General features: G+C 53.1%; 14 protein-coding genes. 12 read left to right on the top strand and 2 right to left on the bottom strand.

Annotated features, from left to right (window positions below; genetic code table 11):
• Window positions 1-3 precede the first annotated feature (3 nt).
• Entirely contained in the window at window positions 4-810 is an 807-nt protein-coding gene (locus OGY10_RS15550) for a DeoR family transcriptional regulator (protein WP_003024922.1), read from the bottom strand.
• Between the two features lie 249 nt (window positions 811-1,059).
• Here OGY10_RS15550 and kbaZ point away from each other — a divergent pair, with 249 nt between their 5' ends.
• The 8 genes from kbaZ (at window position 1,060) to kbaY (ending at window position 8,437) form a co-directional block, all read left to right on the top strand.
• Window positions 1,060-2,355 carry a tagatose-bisphosphate aldolase subunit KbaZ gene (kbaZ, locus tag OGY10_RS15545; protein ID WP_071845261.1) on the top strand — a complete coding sequence of 432 codons (1,296 nt, stop codon included), beginning with the start codon at window positions 1,060-1,062 and terminating at the stop codon, window positions 2,353-2,355.
• 19 nt (window positions 2,356-2,374) lie between these two features.
• Entirely contained in the window at window positions 2,375-2,848 is a 474-nt protein-coding gene (gene agaV / locus OGY10_RS15540) for a PTS N-acetylgalactosamine transporter subunit IIB (protein ID WP_003024925.1), read from the top strand.
• A 10-nt stretch (window positions 2,849-2,858) separates the two neighbouring features.
• Window positions 2,859-3,638, top strand: a complete 780-nt coding sequence (gene agaW, locus OGY10_RS15535) for a PTS N-acetylgalactosamine transporter subunit IIC (RefSeq protein ID WP_003839998.1) — start codon at window positions 2,859-2,861, stop codon at window positions 3,636-3,638.
• Window positions 3,628-4,506 carry a PTS N-acetylgalactosamine transporter subunit IID gene (gene agaE / locus OGY10_RS15530; RefSeq protein WP_003024929.1) on the top strand — a complete coding sequence of 293 codons (879 nt, stop codon included), beginning with the start codon at window positions 3,628-3,630 and terminating at the stop codon, window positions 4,504-4,506. Before agaW ends, agaE begins: the two co-directional genes overlap by 11 nt.
• 16 nt (window positions 4,507-4,522) lie before the next feature.
• Complete coding sequence (agaF, locus tag OGY10_RS15525) at window positions 4,523-4,957, top strand: PTS galactosamine/N-acetylgalactosamine transporter subunit IIA (protein ID WP_191226744.1); 435 nt, start codon at window positions 4,523-4,525, stop codon at window positions 4,955-4,957.
• Window positions 4,954-6,087 carry an N-acetylglucosamine-6-phosphate deacetylase gene (nagA, locus tag OGY10_RS15520; protein ID WP_286576986.1) on the top strand — a complete coding sequence of 378 codons (1,134 nt, stop codon included), beginning with the start codon at window positions 4,954-4,956 and terminating at the stop codon, window positions 6,085-6,087. Before agaF ends, nagA begins: the two co-directional genes overlap by 4 nt.
• A 301-nt stretch (window positions 6,088-6,388) precedes the next feature.
• Window positions 6,389-7,543, top strand: coding sequence for an AgaS family sugar isomerase (locus OGY10_RS15515; protein WP_008785901.1), 1,155 nt, complete (start codon window positions 6,389-6,391; stop codon window positions 7,541-7,543).
• Between the two features lie 12 nt (window positions 7,544-7,555).
• Window positions 7,556-8,437: a tagatose-bisphosphate aldolase subunit KbaY gene (gene kbaY / locus OGY10_RS15510; RefSeq protein WP_016151042.1), complete on the top strand. Its 882-nt coding sequence runs from the start codon at window positions 7,556-7,558 to the stop codon at window positions 8,435-8,437.
• A gap of 55 nt (window positions 8,438-8,492) precedes the next feature.
• Here kbaY and rsmI read toward each other — a convergent pair whose 3' ends face one another.
• Window positions 8,493-9,356 carry a 16S rRNA (cytidine(1402)-2'-O)-methyltransferase gene (rsmI, locus tag OGY10_RS15505; protein ID WP_191226742.1) on the bottom strand — a complete coding sequence of 288 codons (864 nt, stop codon included), beginning with the start codon at window positions 9,354-9,356 and terminating at the stop codon, window positions 8,493-8,495.
• Window positions 9,357-9,419: 63 nt separating this feature from the next.
• On the opposite strand from rsmI, the gene OGY10_RS15500 reads away from it, so the two are divergent.
• From OGY10_RS15500 to dolP, 4 genes are read left to right on the top strand one after another with little or no spacing between them, the layout of a single operon-like run.
• Window positions 9,420-11,471, top strand: a complete 2,052-nt coding sequence (locus tag OGY10_RS15500) for a penicillin-binding protein activator (RefSeq protein ID WP_100271868.1) — start codon at window positions 9,420-9,422, stop codon at window positions 11,469-11,471.
• Window positions 11,429-11,824 (top strand): YraN family protein, encoded by a 396-nt coding sequence (locus OGY10_RS15495; RefSeq protein ID WP_003828625.1) that lies wholly within the window; start codon window positions 11,429-11,431, stop codon window positions 11,822-11,824. The genes OGY10_RS15500 and OGY10_RS15495 overlap by 43 nt, the downstream gene beginning before the upstream one ends.
• A 34-nt stretch (window positions 11,825-11,858) precedes the next feature.
• On the top strand, window positions 11,859-12,449 hold the full coding sequence (gene diaA, locus OGY10_RS15490) for a DnaA initiator-associating protein DiaA (protein WP_003024948.1): 591 nt from the start codon (window positions 11,859-11,861) through the stop codon (window positions 12,447-12,449).
• A gap of 9 nt (window positions 12,450-12,458) precedes the next feature.
• A complete protein-coding gene (gene dolP / locus OGY10_RS15485) occupies window positions 12,459-13,034 on the top strand; it encodes a division/outer membrane stress-associated lipid-binding lipoprotein (protein WP_008785904.1) in 576 nt (191 codons plus the stop codon).
• The last annotated feature ends 3 nt before the right edge of the window (window positions 13,035-13,037 follow it).

Genomic DNA, 13,037 nt, shown 5'->3' with positions numbered 1-13,037 from the left:
GGACTACTCAACAATGATCACTTCAACACCGCTGCGGCGTAGTTCCTGCAAACTTTCCTCTGGGATACCTTCATCAACAATGATGGTATGGATCCTCTGGGTATCAATGATCTTATGCAGGCTGGAGCGGTTAAACTTCGTCGAGTCGGTAACAACAATAATACGTTCAGCCACTTCACACATCCGACGGTTGAGACGCGCTTCATCTTCGTTGTGCGTGCTAACACCACGCTCTAAATCAATAGCATCAACGCCAAGAAACAGCATGTCGAAGTGATAATTTTGTAGCGACTGCTCAGCCTGATCGCCATAAAACGATTGTGACTGACGACGCAAATGACCGCCGGTCATCAGCAGCTCAACCCCTTCGGCTTCCAGTAGCGCATTGGCGACATTCATACCGTTGGTCATAGCAATGACATTAGTATGCTGGCGCATCAGGCGGGCAATTTCATAGGTCGTGGTACCGGAGTCAAGGATCACGCGGTGTCCCGGTTGAATCAACTCTGCGGCGGCTCTGGCAATACTGCGTTTTACTGCCGTATTAAGTGAACTCTTATCTTCAACAGAAGGCTCCACAACAGGTGCATTGCTTTCGCAAATCAGCGCTCCGCCATAGGCACGTACCGCAATCCCCTGCTTTTCCAGAAAAGCGAGGTCGTTGCGAATAGTGACCGTGGAGACACCAAAAAATAAGGAAAGATCGTTAACCTGAACGCTTCCCTGCTGCCGTAACCGCTGGATGATCTGCTCACGTCTTTCGCTGGTGCCAATAACGCGCTTGTCTGCAGAGGACTCGGTGTTACTCATAAGAAATCCTTTAGTTGAACCTTTCGTTTTATTTCGTTTTGTCTATTAACGCCTTTCTTTTGCGCGAATGCAAGCCCCGCAAGCAGGGAAGAGCCGGACGAACTTACGCTGAAACCTTTCATTGTGTTTCTTTTGTGAAACAGATCGGAAAACTATTATCTTTCGTTTTATTTTTATAACACCATGATGCAGTATTAAATGAAACAAAACGAAAGATTGATGTCGCAGTAATCTGACCTGGAGAGGAAAGTGAAACATCTAACTAAAATGGTCGAGCAGCATAAACGGGGGAAGGCAAACGGGATTTATGCCGTTTGTTCCGCGCATCCAATCGTACTGGAAGCCGCAATACGCTACGCCCATGCAAGCCATACACCGCTGTTGATCGAAGCAACCTCTAATCAGGTTGACCAGTTTGGCGGCTATACAGGTATGACGCCAGCCGATTTTCGCAGTTTTGTCTGCCGATTAGCCGACTCGCTTGATTTTTCTCAGGATATGCTGATTCTCGGCGGAGACCATCTCGGACCAAACCGTTGGCAAAATCTGCCTGCGGAACAGGCAATGGCCAATGCTGACGATCTGATCAAGAGCTATGTCGCCGCAGGCTTTAAAAAAATCCACCTCGATTGCAGCATGTCTTGTGCCAACGACCCGGTTCCACTGACGGATGAAATCGTCGCTGAGCGCGCCGCACGCCTGGCCAAAGTCGCCGAAGAAACCTGTATGGCACATTTTGGCGAGTCTGACCTGGTCTATGTGATTGGCACAGAAGTTCCGGTTCCTGGTGGCGCACACGAAGCGTTAACCGAACTGGCGGTAACAACGCCAGATGCCGCACGTGCAACGCTGCAGGCCCACTATCACGCCTTTGAAAAGCGCGGGCTGGAAGGTATATGGGCACGTATTATCGCCCTGGTCGTGCAACCTGGCGTTGAATTCGACCACACGCACATCATTGATTATCAACCGCAGAAAGCCGTGGCACTCAGCAAAATGGTGGAAGACTACGACACGCTGGTTTTTGAAGCGCATTCTACCGATTACCAAACGCCACAGTCCTTGCGCCAACTGGTGATAGACCACTTCGCTATTCTGAAAGTGGGACCCGCGCTTACCTTCGCCCTGCGCGAAGCGCTGTTTTCGTTAGCTGCCATTGAAGAAGAATTGCTGCCTGCAAAAGCCAGCTCGGGCCTGCGACATGTGCTGGAAAGCGTAATGCTTGATAGACCAGAGTACTGGCAGAGCCATTATCACGGTGATGGCAACGCACGCCGTCTGGCCCGTGGATACAGCTACTCTGATCGGGTTCGTTACTACTGGCCGGACAGCCAGATTGATGAAGCATTTGAACGTCTGGTACGTAACCTGGCGGACGACCCCATTCCACTACCGCTGATTAGCCAGTATTTACCTTTGCAGTACGTAAAAGTGCGCGAGGGAGATCTCAGCGCCACGCCGCGAGAACTCATCATTAACCATATTCAGGACATACTGCAGCAATATCACTGCGCCTGCCTGGGTGCTCCAGATCGTAACGCATAACAAAAAAGAGAAAAATACCATGCCAAACATTGTATTAAGTCGCATTGATGAACGTCTGATTCACGGTCAGGTTGGTGTGCAATGGGTCGGGTTTGCGGGGGCAAACCTGGTGCTGGTCGCTAATGATGAGGTGGCTGAAGATCCAGTGCAGCAAAACCTGATGGAAATGGTACTGGCAGAAGGGATCGCCGTACGCTTCTGGTCACTACAAAAAGTGATCGACAATATTCACCGTGCCGCCGATCGCCAGAAAATTCTGCTGGTCTGCAAATCGCCTGCGGATTTCTTCCGTCTGGTCGAAGGCGGTGTTCCTGTTAACCGTATCAACGTTGGCAATATGCACTACGCCAACGGCAAGCAACAAATCGCCAAAACGGTTTCTGTAGACGCTGCCGATATTACGGCGTTCAACGGGCTCAAAGCCGCTGGAGTGGAATGCTTCGTTCAGGGCGTTCCAACAGAACCCGCCCAGGACCTCTATAAACTTCTCTGAGGGATTCACAATGGAAATCAGTCTGTTGCAGGCTTTTGCGTTGGGTATTCTCGCCTTTATTGCAGGCCTGGATATGTTCAACGGGTTAACGCACATGCACCGCCCGGTTGTTCTCGGGCCGCTGGTCGGCCTGATTCTGGGCGATCTGCATACCGGTATTTTAACAGGTGGTACGCTGGAACTGGTGTGGATGGGTCTTGCCCCACTAGCGGGAGCTCAACCGCCAAACGTGATTATCGGCACTATCGTGGGAACCACGTTTGCCATAACGACCGGAGTGAAACCTGAAGTTGCCGTAGGTGTGGCGGTACCGTTCGCTGTAGCAGTACAGATGGGGATTACCTTCCTGTTCTCTGTGATGTCCGGGGTGATGGCTCGCTGCGATCGCATGGCAGCGAATGCCGATACCGCCGGGATTGAGCGGGTCAACTATCTGGCGTTGCTCGCGTTGGGGACCTTCTACTTTTTATGCGCGTTCCTGCCGATTTACTTTGGCGCGGAACATGCCAAAACCGCGATCGATGTTCTGCCGACGCGTCTGATTGACGGCCTGGGTGTGGCAGGCGGCATCATGCCAGCTATCGGCTTCGCCGTACTGCTGAAAATCATGATGAAAAACGTCTATATCCCCTACTTCATCCTGGGTTTTGTAGCAGCAGCCTGGCTCAAACTCCCTGTGCTGGCGATCGCCGCCGCAGCACTGGCAATGGCGCTGATCGATTTTCTGCGTAAATCACCTGAACCTACAGCTCCCGCAGCACAAAAAGAGGAATTCGAAGATGGCATCTAATCAAACGGCTCTGCCGAACGTTTCCGAAACCGAAGAAACGCTGCTGTCCGGCACCAATGAAAACGTCTACGAAGACCAGAATATCGGTGCCGAGCTGACGAAAAAAGATATCAACCGTGTTGCCTGGCGTTCAATGCTGTTGCAGGCCTCTTTTAACTACGAACGTATGCAGGCATCAGGATGGCTGTACGGCCTGTTACCTGCTCTGAAAAAGATCCATACCAATAAGCGCGATCTGGCGCGTTCGATGAAAGGCCATATGGGCTTCTTCAACACGCACCCGTTCCTGGTCACGTTTGTTATCGGGATTATCCTGGCGATGGAACGCTCCAAGCAGGATGTGAACAGTATTCAAAGCACCAAGATTGCCGTGGGTGCGCCGCTTGGCGGCATCGGCGATGCCATGTTCTGGTTAACGTTACTGCCTATTTGCGGCGGTATCGGGGCCAGTCTGGCGCTGCAAGGCTCTATTCTTGGCGCAGTTGTCTTTATTGTTATGTTCAACGTGGTTCATCTTGGTCTGCGCTTTGGGCTGGCACACTATGCTTATCGAATGGGCGTTGCTGCCATTCCGCTGATTAAAGCTAACACCAAAAAGGTTGGACATGCGGCATCCATCGTTGGGATGACGGTGATTGGTGCGCTGGTAGCGACCTATGTTCGCCTGAGCACTACGCTGGAAATCACTGCTGGCGATGCGGTAGTAAAACTGCAAACAGACGTGATAGACAAGCTGATGCCTGCTTTTTTACCGCTGGTCTACACATTAACCATGTTCTGGCTGGTCCGCCGTGGCTGGAGTCCTCTGCGCCTTATCGCCATTACCGTGGTGCTCGGCGTCGTAGGTAAGTTCTGTCATTTCCTGTAAATATAAGGGGTTGTAGATGTTAGGTATTATTTTGACGGGTCATGGCGGGTTTGCCAGCGGAATGGAAAAAGCGATGAAACAGATTCTGGGTGAGCAGACTCAGTTCATTGCCATCGACTTTCCGGAAACCTCAACCACTGCCTTGCTCACCTCACAACTTGAACGGGCGGTGGATGAACTGGATGCGCAGCAAGACATCGTGTTTCTGACTGATTTGTTGGGCGGAACACCATTTCGCGTCGCTTCCACACTAGCCATGCAAAGGCAAGGTACTGAAGTGATCACCGGTACCAATCTACAACTGCTACTGGAGATGGTGCTGGAGCGCGACGACCTGAGCAGCGAAGCGTTTCGTTTGCAGGCGCTGGAGTGCGGGCACCGGGGTTTAACCAGCCTGGTGGACGAGCTGGGACGCTGCCGTGAGGAAAAGCCCGTTGAGGAAGGGATATGACACTGCTACTGCGCGCCAGACGTCTACTGACCGAACAGGGTTGGCTGGACGATCATCAATTGCATGTTGAAGACGGTATCATTGCGGCAATAGAGCCAATTCCTTACGGCGTTATGGTCCGCGATGCTGAACTGCTCTGTCCGGCATACATTGATACCCACGTACACGGGGGCGCGGGTGCCGATGTGATGGATGAAGCACCGGATACGCTCGACAAACTGGCGATGCACAAAGCGCGTGAAGGGGTAGCCAACTGGCTACCCACTACCGTCACCGCTCCATTACCGGATATTCACAAGGCGCTTGAGCGTATCGCCCATCGCTACCATTCCGGAGGGCCCGGCGCACAGGTGCTGGGCAGTTATCTTGAAGGCCCGTACTTTACGCCGCAGAACAAAGGGGCGCACCCGCCTGAGCTTTTCAGGGAACTGGAACTCAGTGAACTGGATGAACTGATTGCGATTTCCCAGCAAACATTGCGCGTCGTTGCGCTGGCACCAGAAAAACCCGGTGCATTGCAGGCCATCGAACATCTGAAGCAACGCAACGTACGGGTGATGCTGGGACACAGTGCAGCTACCTGGGAACAAACCCGCGCAGCCTTTGACGCCGGCGCTGACGGACTGGTTCACTGCTATAACGGTATGACCGGTTTACATCATCGGGAGCCAGGAATGGTTGGCGCAGGGTTAACCGACCCTCGCGCCTGGCTGGAACTTATCGCTGACGGACACCATGTCCACCCGGCAGCCATGAAACTCTGCTGCTGTTGCGCCAAAGACAGGCTGGTGCTGATCACCGATGCCATGCAGGCTGCAGGAATGCCAGACGGACGCTATACACTCTGCGGTGAGGAGGTGGAAATGCACAGTGGTATTGTGCGTACCGCTTCCGGTGGCCTGGCTGGTAGCACGCTCTCGGTTGACGCAGCCGTACGTAATATGGTCGAGCTCACCGGGATAACGGCAGAAGAGGCAATTCATATGGCCTCTCTCCACCCCGCACGTCTGTTGGGTATCGCTCGCCAACTGGGATCGTTAGCAGCGGGAAAACGTGCAGACGCGATCGCGCTCAATAGCGGGCTACATTTACAACAGATCTGGATTCAGGGTCAGGCTCTCCCCCTTTGACCTTTCATTTTGTCTCGTGTTGGCCTGCGGTCTTCGATCGCAAGGCCTTTCTTTTCCTTTCGCTTGAGTAAATACCTAACCATCCTACAACAAGCCTACTTCTTATAGATCAATAAGATAACCACACCTTTCGTTCTCACGATCACAAATTTCGTTTTATTTCCTTTTGGATTATTGCTCTTTCGATTTCTTTCCTATAGATTTTAATCAATCGACAAGATGAACAAGTGAAACGAAACGAAAGATAGCGACATTCTCGCCAGCGTCTTATGTGGAATTTACAAGACTAAGGACTTAAGTTATGCCAGAAACCTATACCCCTGTTACCGCGGTAACGGGCACCTGGACCGAAGAAGAGATCCGTCAACAACCTGCCAGTTGGATCCGTTCCCTTACGAATATCGACAACATTCGATCTGCCATTGACAGCTTTCTCGCACCATTACTGCGCAAAAACGATCTGCGGATCATACTGACCGGGGCTGGAACATCAGCATTCATTGGCGACATCATCGCCCCCTGGCTGGCAAGCTATACCGGTAAAAACATCAGCGCTGTGCCGACCACCGATCTGGTCACCAATCCGATGGATTACCTGAATCCCGCACATCCGCTGCTGCTCATTTCTTTCGCTCGCTCAGGTAACAGCCCTGAAAGCGTTGCGGCAGTGGAACTGGCTAATCAGTTTGTGCCTGAGTGTTATCACCTGCCGATCACCTGCAACGAAGCAGGTAGCCTCTATCAAAACGCAGTTGCAAGCGACAATGCCTTTGCTCTGTTAATGCCCGCAGAGACACATGACCGTGGCTTCGCGATGACCAGCAGCATTACCACCATGATGGCCAGCTGCCTGGCAGTATTTGCCCCAGAGAAAATCAACAGCCAGACCTTCCGTGACGTGGCCGATCGGTGCCAGACGATTCTGACTTCGCTGGGCGATTTCAGCGACGGTGTATTTGGCAATGAACCCTGGAAACGGATCGTTTACCTCGGTAGCGGTGGATTACAGGGAGCAGCGCGGGAATCAGCACTGAAAGTCCTGGAGCTGACTGCAGGCAAACTGGCCGCATTCTATGACTCCCCGACAGGCTTTCGTCACGGTCCAAAGTCACTGGTTGATAACGAAACGCTGGTAGTGGTCTTTGTTTCCAGCCATCCGTATACACGTCAATACGATCTCGATCTGCTGGCAGAGTTACGCCGCGATCGGCAGGCATTGCGGGTTGTCGCGATTGCCGCACAAACCCATGAGGTGATTGAAGCAGGCCCACATATTCTGCTGCCACCAGCACGCTCTTTCATCGATATGGAATTGGCGTTCTGCTTCCTGATCTACGCCCAGGTTTTTGCTTTGACGCAATCCATCAATATCGGCAATACACCGGATACGCCTTCTGCCAGCGGCACTGTGAACCGCGTTGTACAGGGCGTTGTTATTCATCCCTGGAACGCCTAAAAGGATCGTTTTATGAGCATTATTTCCACGAAATACCTCCTGCTGGATGCCCAAAAAAAGGGCTATGCCGTACCCGCCTTTAACATTCATAACGCCGAGACGATCCAGGCGATCCTTGAAGTGTGCTATGAAATGCAATCGCCGGTGATCCTGGCTGGAACGCCGGGTACCTTTAAGCATATCGCGCTGGAAGAGATCTACGCGCTGTGCAGCGCTTATTCCACCAGCTACGGTATACCGCTGGCGCTGCACCTCGATCACCATGAGTCGCTGGACGACATTCGTCGTAAAGTGAATGCAGGAGTGCGCAGCGCAATGATTGACGGCAGCCACTTTCCGTTTGAAGAAAACGTGAAGCTGGTGAAATCCGTTGTGGATTTTTGCCATGCCAAAGATTGCAGCGTGGAAGCTGAGCTGGGTCGCCTCGGTGGCGTAGAAGATGATATGAGTGTGGATGCAGAAAGCGCCTTCCTCACCGATCCACAAGAAGCTAAACGGTTTGTTGAGCGTACTGGCGTAGATAGCCTTGCTGTTGCCATCGGCACAGCACACGGTTTGTACACCAAGACGCCCAAAATCGATTTCCAGCGGCTGGGTGAAATTCGTGAGGTAGTCGACGTTCCGCTGGTGCTACATGGCGCAAGCGATGTCCCTGACGAATACGTCCGCCGCACGATCGAGCTTGGCGTTTGCAAAGTTAACGTCGCGACCGAACTGAAAATCGCTTTTGCCGATGCGGTCAAAGCGTGGTTTGCGGAGAATCCGCAGGGCAACGATCCCCGCTATTACATGCGGGTCGGTATGGATGCGATGAAAGAAGTGGTGCGTAGCAAAATCACTGTATGCGGGTCAGCAAACCGCTTATTAATCAGTGAAACTGCCGCTCAGTCTTAAGCACTGTGTTAGCTAATGGCCATACCCTTGTCGGTTTGGCCATCAGCAATCGGGCTTACTCTCCCTGCTGTTCCAGCGCGTGCTTATACAACGCATTCTTTTTCACGCCATGGATTTCAGCAGCCAGCGCGGCGGCCTTTTTCAGCGGCAGTTCTGCCTGCAATAAGGCCAACGTACGCAGCGCATCGGCAGGAAGATCGTCTTCCTGCGCTTTATGCCCTTCAACAATCAGCACCATTTCGCCTTTGCGACGGTTTTCATCTTCCTTGACCCACGCCAGCAGTTCACCAACCGGTGCACCGTGAATAGTTTCCCAGGTTTTGGTCAGCTCGCGCGCCAGCACCACGTAGCGGGATTCGCCCCACACAGCAACCATGTCTTCCAGGCTATCCAGCAAGCGGTGGGTAGATTCATAAAAAATAAGCGTACGCGGCTCGGCCTCAATGGCTTTCATCGCATCACGACGCCCTTTCGATTTGGCAGGCAGAAATCCTTCATAGCAAAAACGGTCTGAAGGCAGGCCTGCAGCGCTCAGGGCAGCAATCGCCGCACAAGGACCAGGCAGGGGAACAACGCGGATCCCTGCTTCACGACAGGTACGCACCAGATGGTAGCCAGGATCGTTAATCAGCGGCGTTCCGGCATCGGAAACCAGCGCAATGTTTTGTCCTTCTTTGAGCTTCGCGACCAGCGTTTCAGCCTTTTGCTGCTCGTTGTGGTCATGTAGCGCGAACAGACGCGCGTTAATCGCGAAGTGTTGTAACAATAATCCTGTATGACGAGTGTCTTCAGCGGCAATCAAATCAACGGCTTGTAAAACTTCGAGCGCTCGTTGGGTAATATCAGCCAAATTTCCTATAGGAGTAGGTACAATATAGAGTTGGCCGTGAGAATTATCCGCCGATTCGTGTTGTTTCATTGTGTCGTCCGTATTGCCGATTTAATATTGAGCATTGAGTAAAAAAATATCACTGGATACAGTATGGTACCCTCAACATTTTCTCGTTTGAAAGCCGCACGCGCGCTACCAGTCATTCTGGCAGCACTGATTTTCGCAGGCTGTGGCACCCAGGCGCCAGACCAGAGTGCAGCCCATATGCAGGGCACTGCGCAGGCTGATTCCGGCTTTTATCTGCAACAAATGCAGCAAAGCTCAGATGATAGCAAGACCAACTGGCAATTACTCGCCATTCGTGCACTGCTGAAAGAAGGCAAGAGCCAGCAGGCTATCGAACTGTTTAACCAGCTACCGCAGAAGCTAAGCGATACCCAGCAGCGTGAGCAGTCACTGCTGGCCGTCGAGATTAAGCTCGCGCAGAAAGATGTCGCTGGCGCACAGGCCCTGCTGGATAAGTTAACTCCCGCCGATTTTGATCAAAACCAACAGGCACGCTACTGGCAGGCGCAAATCGACGTCAACCAGGGTCGCCCGTCTCTGACGCTGCTGCGCGCCCTGATCGCGCAGGAACCGCTGCTGGCCGCGAATGCTAAGCAGAAAAATATGGACGCCACCTGGCAGGCGCTGTCGTCCATGACCCAGGAGCAAGCGCAAGCGCTGGTCATCAATGCTGATGAAAACGTGCTGCAAGGCTGGCTGGATCTCCAGCGCGTCTGGTTCGATAACCGTAACGATCCGGACATGATGAAAGCTGGTATTGCGGACTGGCAGAAACGTTATCCGCAAAACCCAGGAGCAAAACTGTTACCAACACAGTTGGTTAACGTGCAGAGCTTTAAGCCCGCCTCCACCAGCAAAATCGCCCTGCTGTTACCACTGAACGGTCAGGCCGCTGTATTTGGCCGTACTATTCAGCAAGGCTTTGAAGCTGCGAAAAACATGGGCACTCAACCTGTCGCAGCCCCTGTTGCTGTCGCACCTGCCGCAGTTCCAGCTGCCGCGACCACCACAGAACAGCCGCAAACGACTGACGGCGTTGCCAGCCCGTCTCAGGCGTCAGTAAGCGATCTGACCAACGAGACGCCGGCTCAGCCAGAAACACCTGCTGTGCAGCCCGCAGCACCCGCTCAGCCAACAACCGCCAGCGCACCGGCGAATCCATCCGCTGAGCTGAAAATCTACGACACTTCATCACAGCCGCTGAACCAGATCCTGACTCAGGTTCAGCAGGATGGCGCCAGCATCGTGGTTGGCCCACTGTTGAAGAACAATGTTGAAGAGCTGATGAAAAGTAACACGCCATTGAACGTCCTGGCGCTTAACCAGCCGGAGTCGGTGAAAAATCTGCCGAACGTCTGCTACTTCGCCCTGTCGCCAGAAGATGAAGCGCGCGACGCCGCACGCCACATCCGCGATCAGGGAAAACAGACGCCGCTGTTGTTGATTCCACGGAGTTCATTAGGCGATCGCGTTGCCAACGCCTTTGCACAGGAATGGCAAAAACTGGGTGGCGGCGTGGTATTGCAGCAGAAGTTCGGCTCCACCGCTGAACTTAAAATGGGCGTCAACGGCGGCTCGGGGATTTCCCTGACAGGCAGCCCGGTGGCCTCCTCTGTGCCAGCCCAACCCGGCGTGACGATTGGCGGTCTGACCATCCCGGCAGCACCTACCGATGCGCAAATCACCGGCGGCAGCGGTCGTGTTGATGCCGTGTATATTCTGGCCACGCCGGAAGAAATTGCATTTATTAAGCCGATGATCGCCATGCGCAACGGCAGCCAGAGCGGCGCCACGCTGTACGCCAGTTCTCGTAGTGCGCAGGGCACTGCCGGCCCGGATTTCCGTCTGGAGATGGAAGGCTTGCAGTACAGCGAAATTCCGATGCTGGCAGGCGCTAACGCACCTCTCATGCAGCAGGCGCTTGGCGCGGTTCGTAACGACTACTCGCTGGCGCGTATGTATGCCATGGGTGTCGATGCCTGGTCGCTTGCCAACCACTTCTCGCAAATGCGTCAGGTGCAGGGTTTCGAAATTAACGGTAATACCGGGGCCTTAACCGCAACGCAGGATTGTGTGATTAACAGGAAGTTATCATGGCTCAAATACCAGCAAGGACAAGTCGTCCCCGCCAGTTAACGAGTAAACAGACCGGTGACGCGTGGGAATCTACCGCGCGTGACTGGCTGCTGAGTAAGGGACTGCATTTTATCGCCGCCAACGTGCGTGAACGTGGTGGCGAAATCGACCTGATAATGCGTGAAGGCAACACCACCGTATTTGTTGAGGTTCGCTACCGACGCTCAGCGCAGTTCGGTGGTGCGGCGGCGAGTGTGACCCGGAGCAAACAACACAAATTATTACAGACCGCCCGCTTGTGGCTTGCGCGCCACAATGGGAGTTTTGATACTGTGGATTGCCGGTTCGATGTGTTAGCCTTCACCGGAAATGATGTTGAGTGGTTTAAGGACGCGTTCAACGACCGCTCATAGTTGAAGATTCAGAGCCTGGTTCTTAAGGATTAGCGTGTTAGATAGAATTAAAGTCTGCTTTACAGAAAGCATTCAAACTCAGATAGCTGCGGCTGAAGCACTTCCGGATGCAATCTCCCGTGCCGCCATGACGCTGGTTCAGTCCCTGCTCAATGGCAACAAAATTCTCTGTTGTGGTAATGGGACGTCCGCTGCCAACGCACAGCATTTTGCTGCCAGCATGATCAATCGTTTTGAAACAGAACGCCCAAGTTTACCTGCGATTGCACTAAATACTGATAATGTGGTCTTAACTGCGATTGCCAACGATCGCCTGCACGACGAAGTTTATGCAAAACAAGTCCGTGCGCTGGGACATGCAGGTGATGTTCTGCTGGCAATCTCTACGCGTGGTAATAGCCGCGATATCGTAAAAGCCGTTGAAGCCGCCGTGACACGCGACATGACAATCGTCGCGCTGACCGGGTATGACGGAGGGGAACTGGCCGGATTACTGGGGCCACAGGATGTTGAAATCCGTATTCCCTCACACCACAGCGCCCGCGTTCAGGAAATGCACATGCTGACGGTTAACTGCCTTTGCGATCTCATCGATAACACGCTTTTCCCTCACCAGGATGATTAAGGAGTACACATGAAGGCATTTTCGCCGCTTGCTGTGATTATCGCTGCACTGCTGCTGCAAGGCTGTGTCGCTGCCGCCGTTGTTGGAACTGCAGCTGTCGGGACTAAAGCCGCGACGGATCCTCGTAGTGTCGGCACCCAGGTTGATGACAGTACCCTGGAATTACGCGTCAATACGGCGTTGTCGAAAGATGCCCAGATCAAGAAAGAAGCGCGAATCAACGTGAGCGCATATCAGGGTAAAGTGCTGCTGGTCGGCCAGTCGCCGAATAGCGAACTGTCTGCACGTGCAAAACAGATTGCGATGGGCGTAGAAGGTACGACTGAGGTCTTTAATGAGATCCGTCAGGGCCAGCCAATCGGTCTGGGTGATGCGTCGAACGATACCTGGATAACCACCAAAGTACGTTCCCAGTTACTGACCAGCGATCAGGTGAAATCCTCTAACGTGAAAGTAACGACTGAGAACGGGGAAGTGTTCCTGTTAGGTCTGGTGACCGAGCGTGAAGCGAAGGCGGCGGCGGATATCGCCAGCCGGGTAAGCGGCGTGAAACGCGTCACGACGGCCTTTACGTTTATTAAGTAACAC

The sequence above is a fragment of the Citrobacter sp. Cpo148 genome (assembly GCF_030332375.1).
GTDB lineage: Bacteria > Pseudomonadota > Gammaproteobacteria > Enterobacterales > Enterobacteriaceae > Citrobacter > Citrobacter portucalensis.
The sequence above is the reverse complement of the archived record's forward strand: the minus strand, read 5'-3'. Positions and strand labels throughout refer to the sequence as shown.

What these genes read in the sequence shown, in the direction of transcription:
- OGY10_RS15550 (WP_003024922.1), bottom strand. Translation starts at nt 810, where the DNA reads ATGAGTAACACCGAGTCCTCTGCAGACAAGCGCGTTATTGGCACCAGC.
- agaV (WP_003024925.1), top strand. Translation starts at nt 2,375, where the DNA reads ATGCCAAACATTGTATTAAGTCGCATTGATGAACGTCTGATTCACGGT.
- agaW (WP_003839998.1), top strand. Translation starts at nt 2,859, where the DNA reads ATGGAAATCAGTCTGTTGCAGGCTTTTGCGTTGGGTATTCTCGCCTTT.
- agaE (WP_003024929.1), top strand. Translation starts at nt 3,628, where the DNA reads ATGGCATCTAATCAAACGGCTCTGCCGAACGTTTCCGAAACCGAAGAA.
- agaF (WP_191226744.1), top strand. Translation starts at nt 4,523, where the DNA reads ATGTTAGGTATTATTTTGACGGGTCATGGCGGGTTTGCCAGCGGAATG.
- nagA (WP_286576986.1), top strand. Translation starts at nt 4,954, where the DNA reads ATGACACTGCTACTGCGCGCCAGACGTCTACTGACCGAACAGGGTTGG.
- OGY10_RS15515 (WP_008785901.1), top strand. Translation starts at nt 6,389, where the DNA reads ATGCCAGAAACCTATACCCCTGTTACCGCGGTAACGGGCACCTGGACC.
- kbaY (WP_016151042.1), top strand. Translation starts at nt 7,556, where the DNA reads ATGAGCATTATTTCCACGAAATACCTCCTGCTGGATGCCCAAAAAAAG.
- rsmI (WP_191226742.1), bottom strand. Translation starts at nt 9,356, where the DNA reads ATGAAACAACACGAATCGGCGGATAATTCTCACGGCCAACTCTATATT.
- OGY10_RS15500 (WP_100271868.1), top strand. Translation starts at nt 9,420, where the DNA reads ATGGTACCCTCAACATTTTCTCGTTTGAAAGCCGCACGCGCGCTACCA.
- OGY10_RS15495 (WP_003828625.1), top strand. Translation starts at nt 11,429, where the DNA reads ATGGCTCAAATACCAGCAAGGACAAGTCGTCCCCGCCAGTTAACGAGT.
- dolP (WP_008785904.1), top strand. Translation starts at nt 12,459, where the DNA reads ATGAAGGCATTTTCGCCGCTTGCTGTGATTATCGCTGCACTGCTGCTG.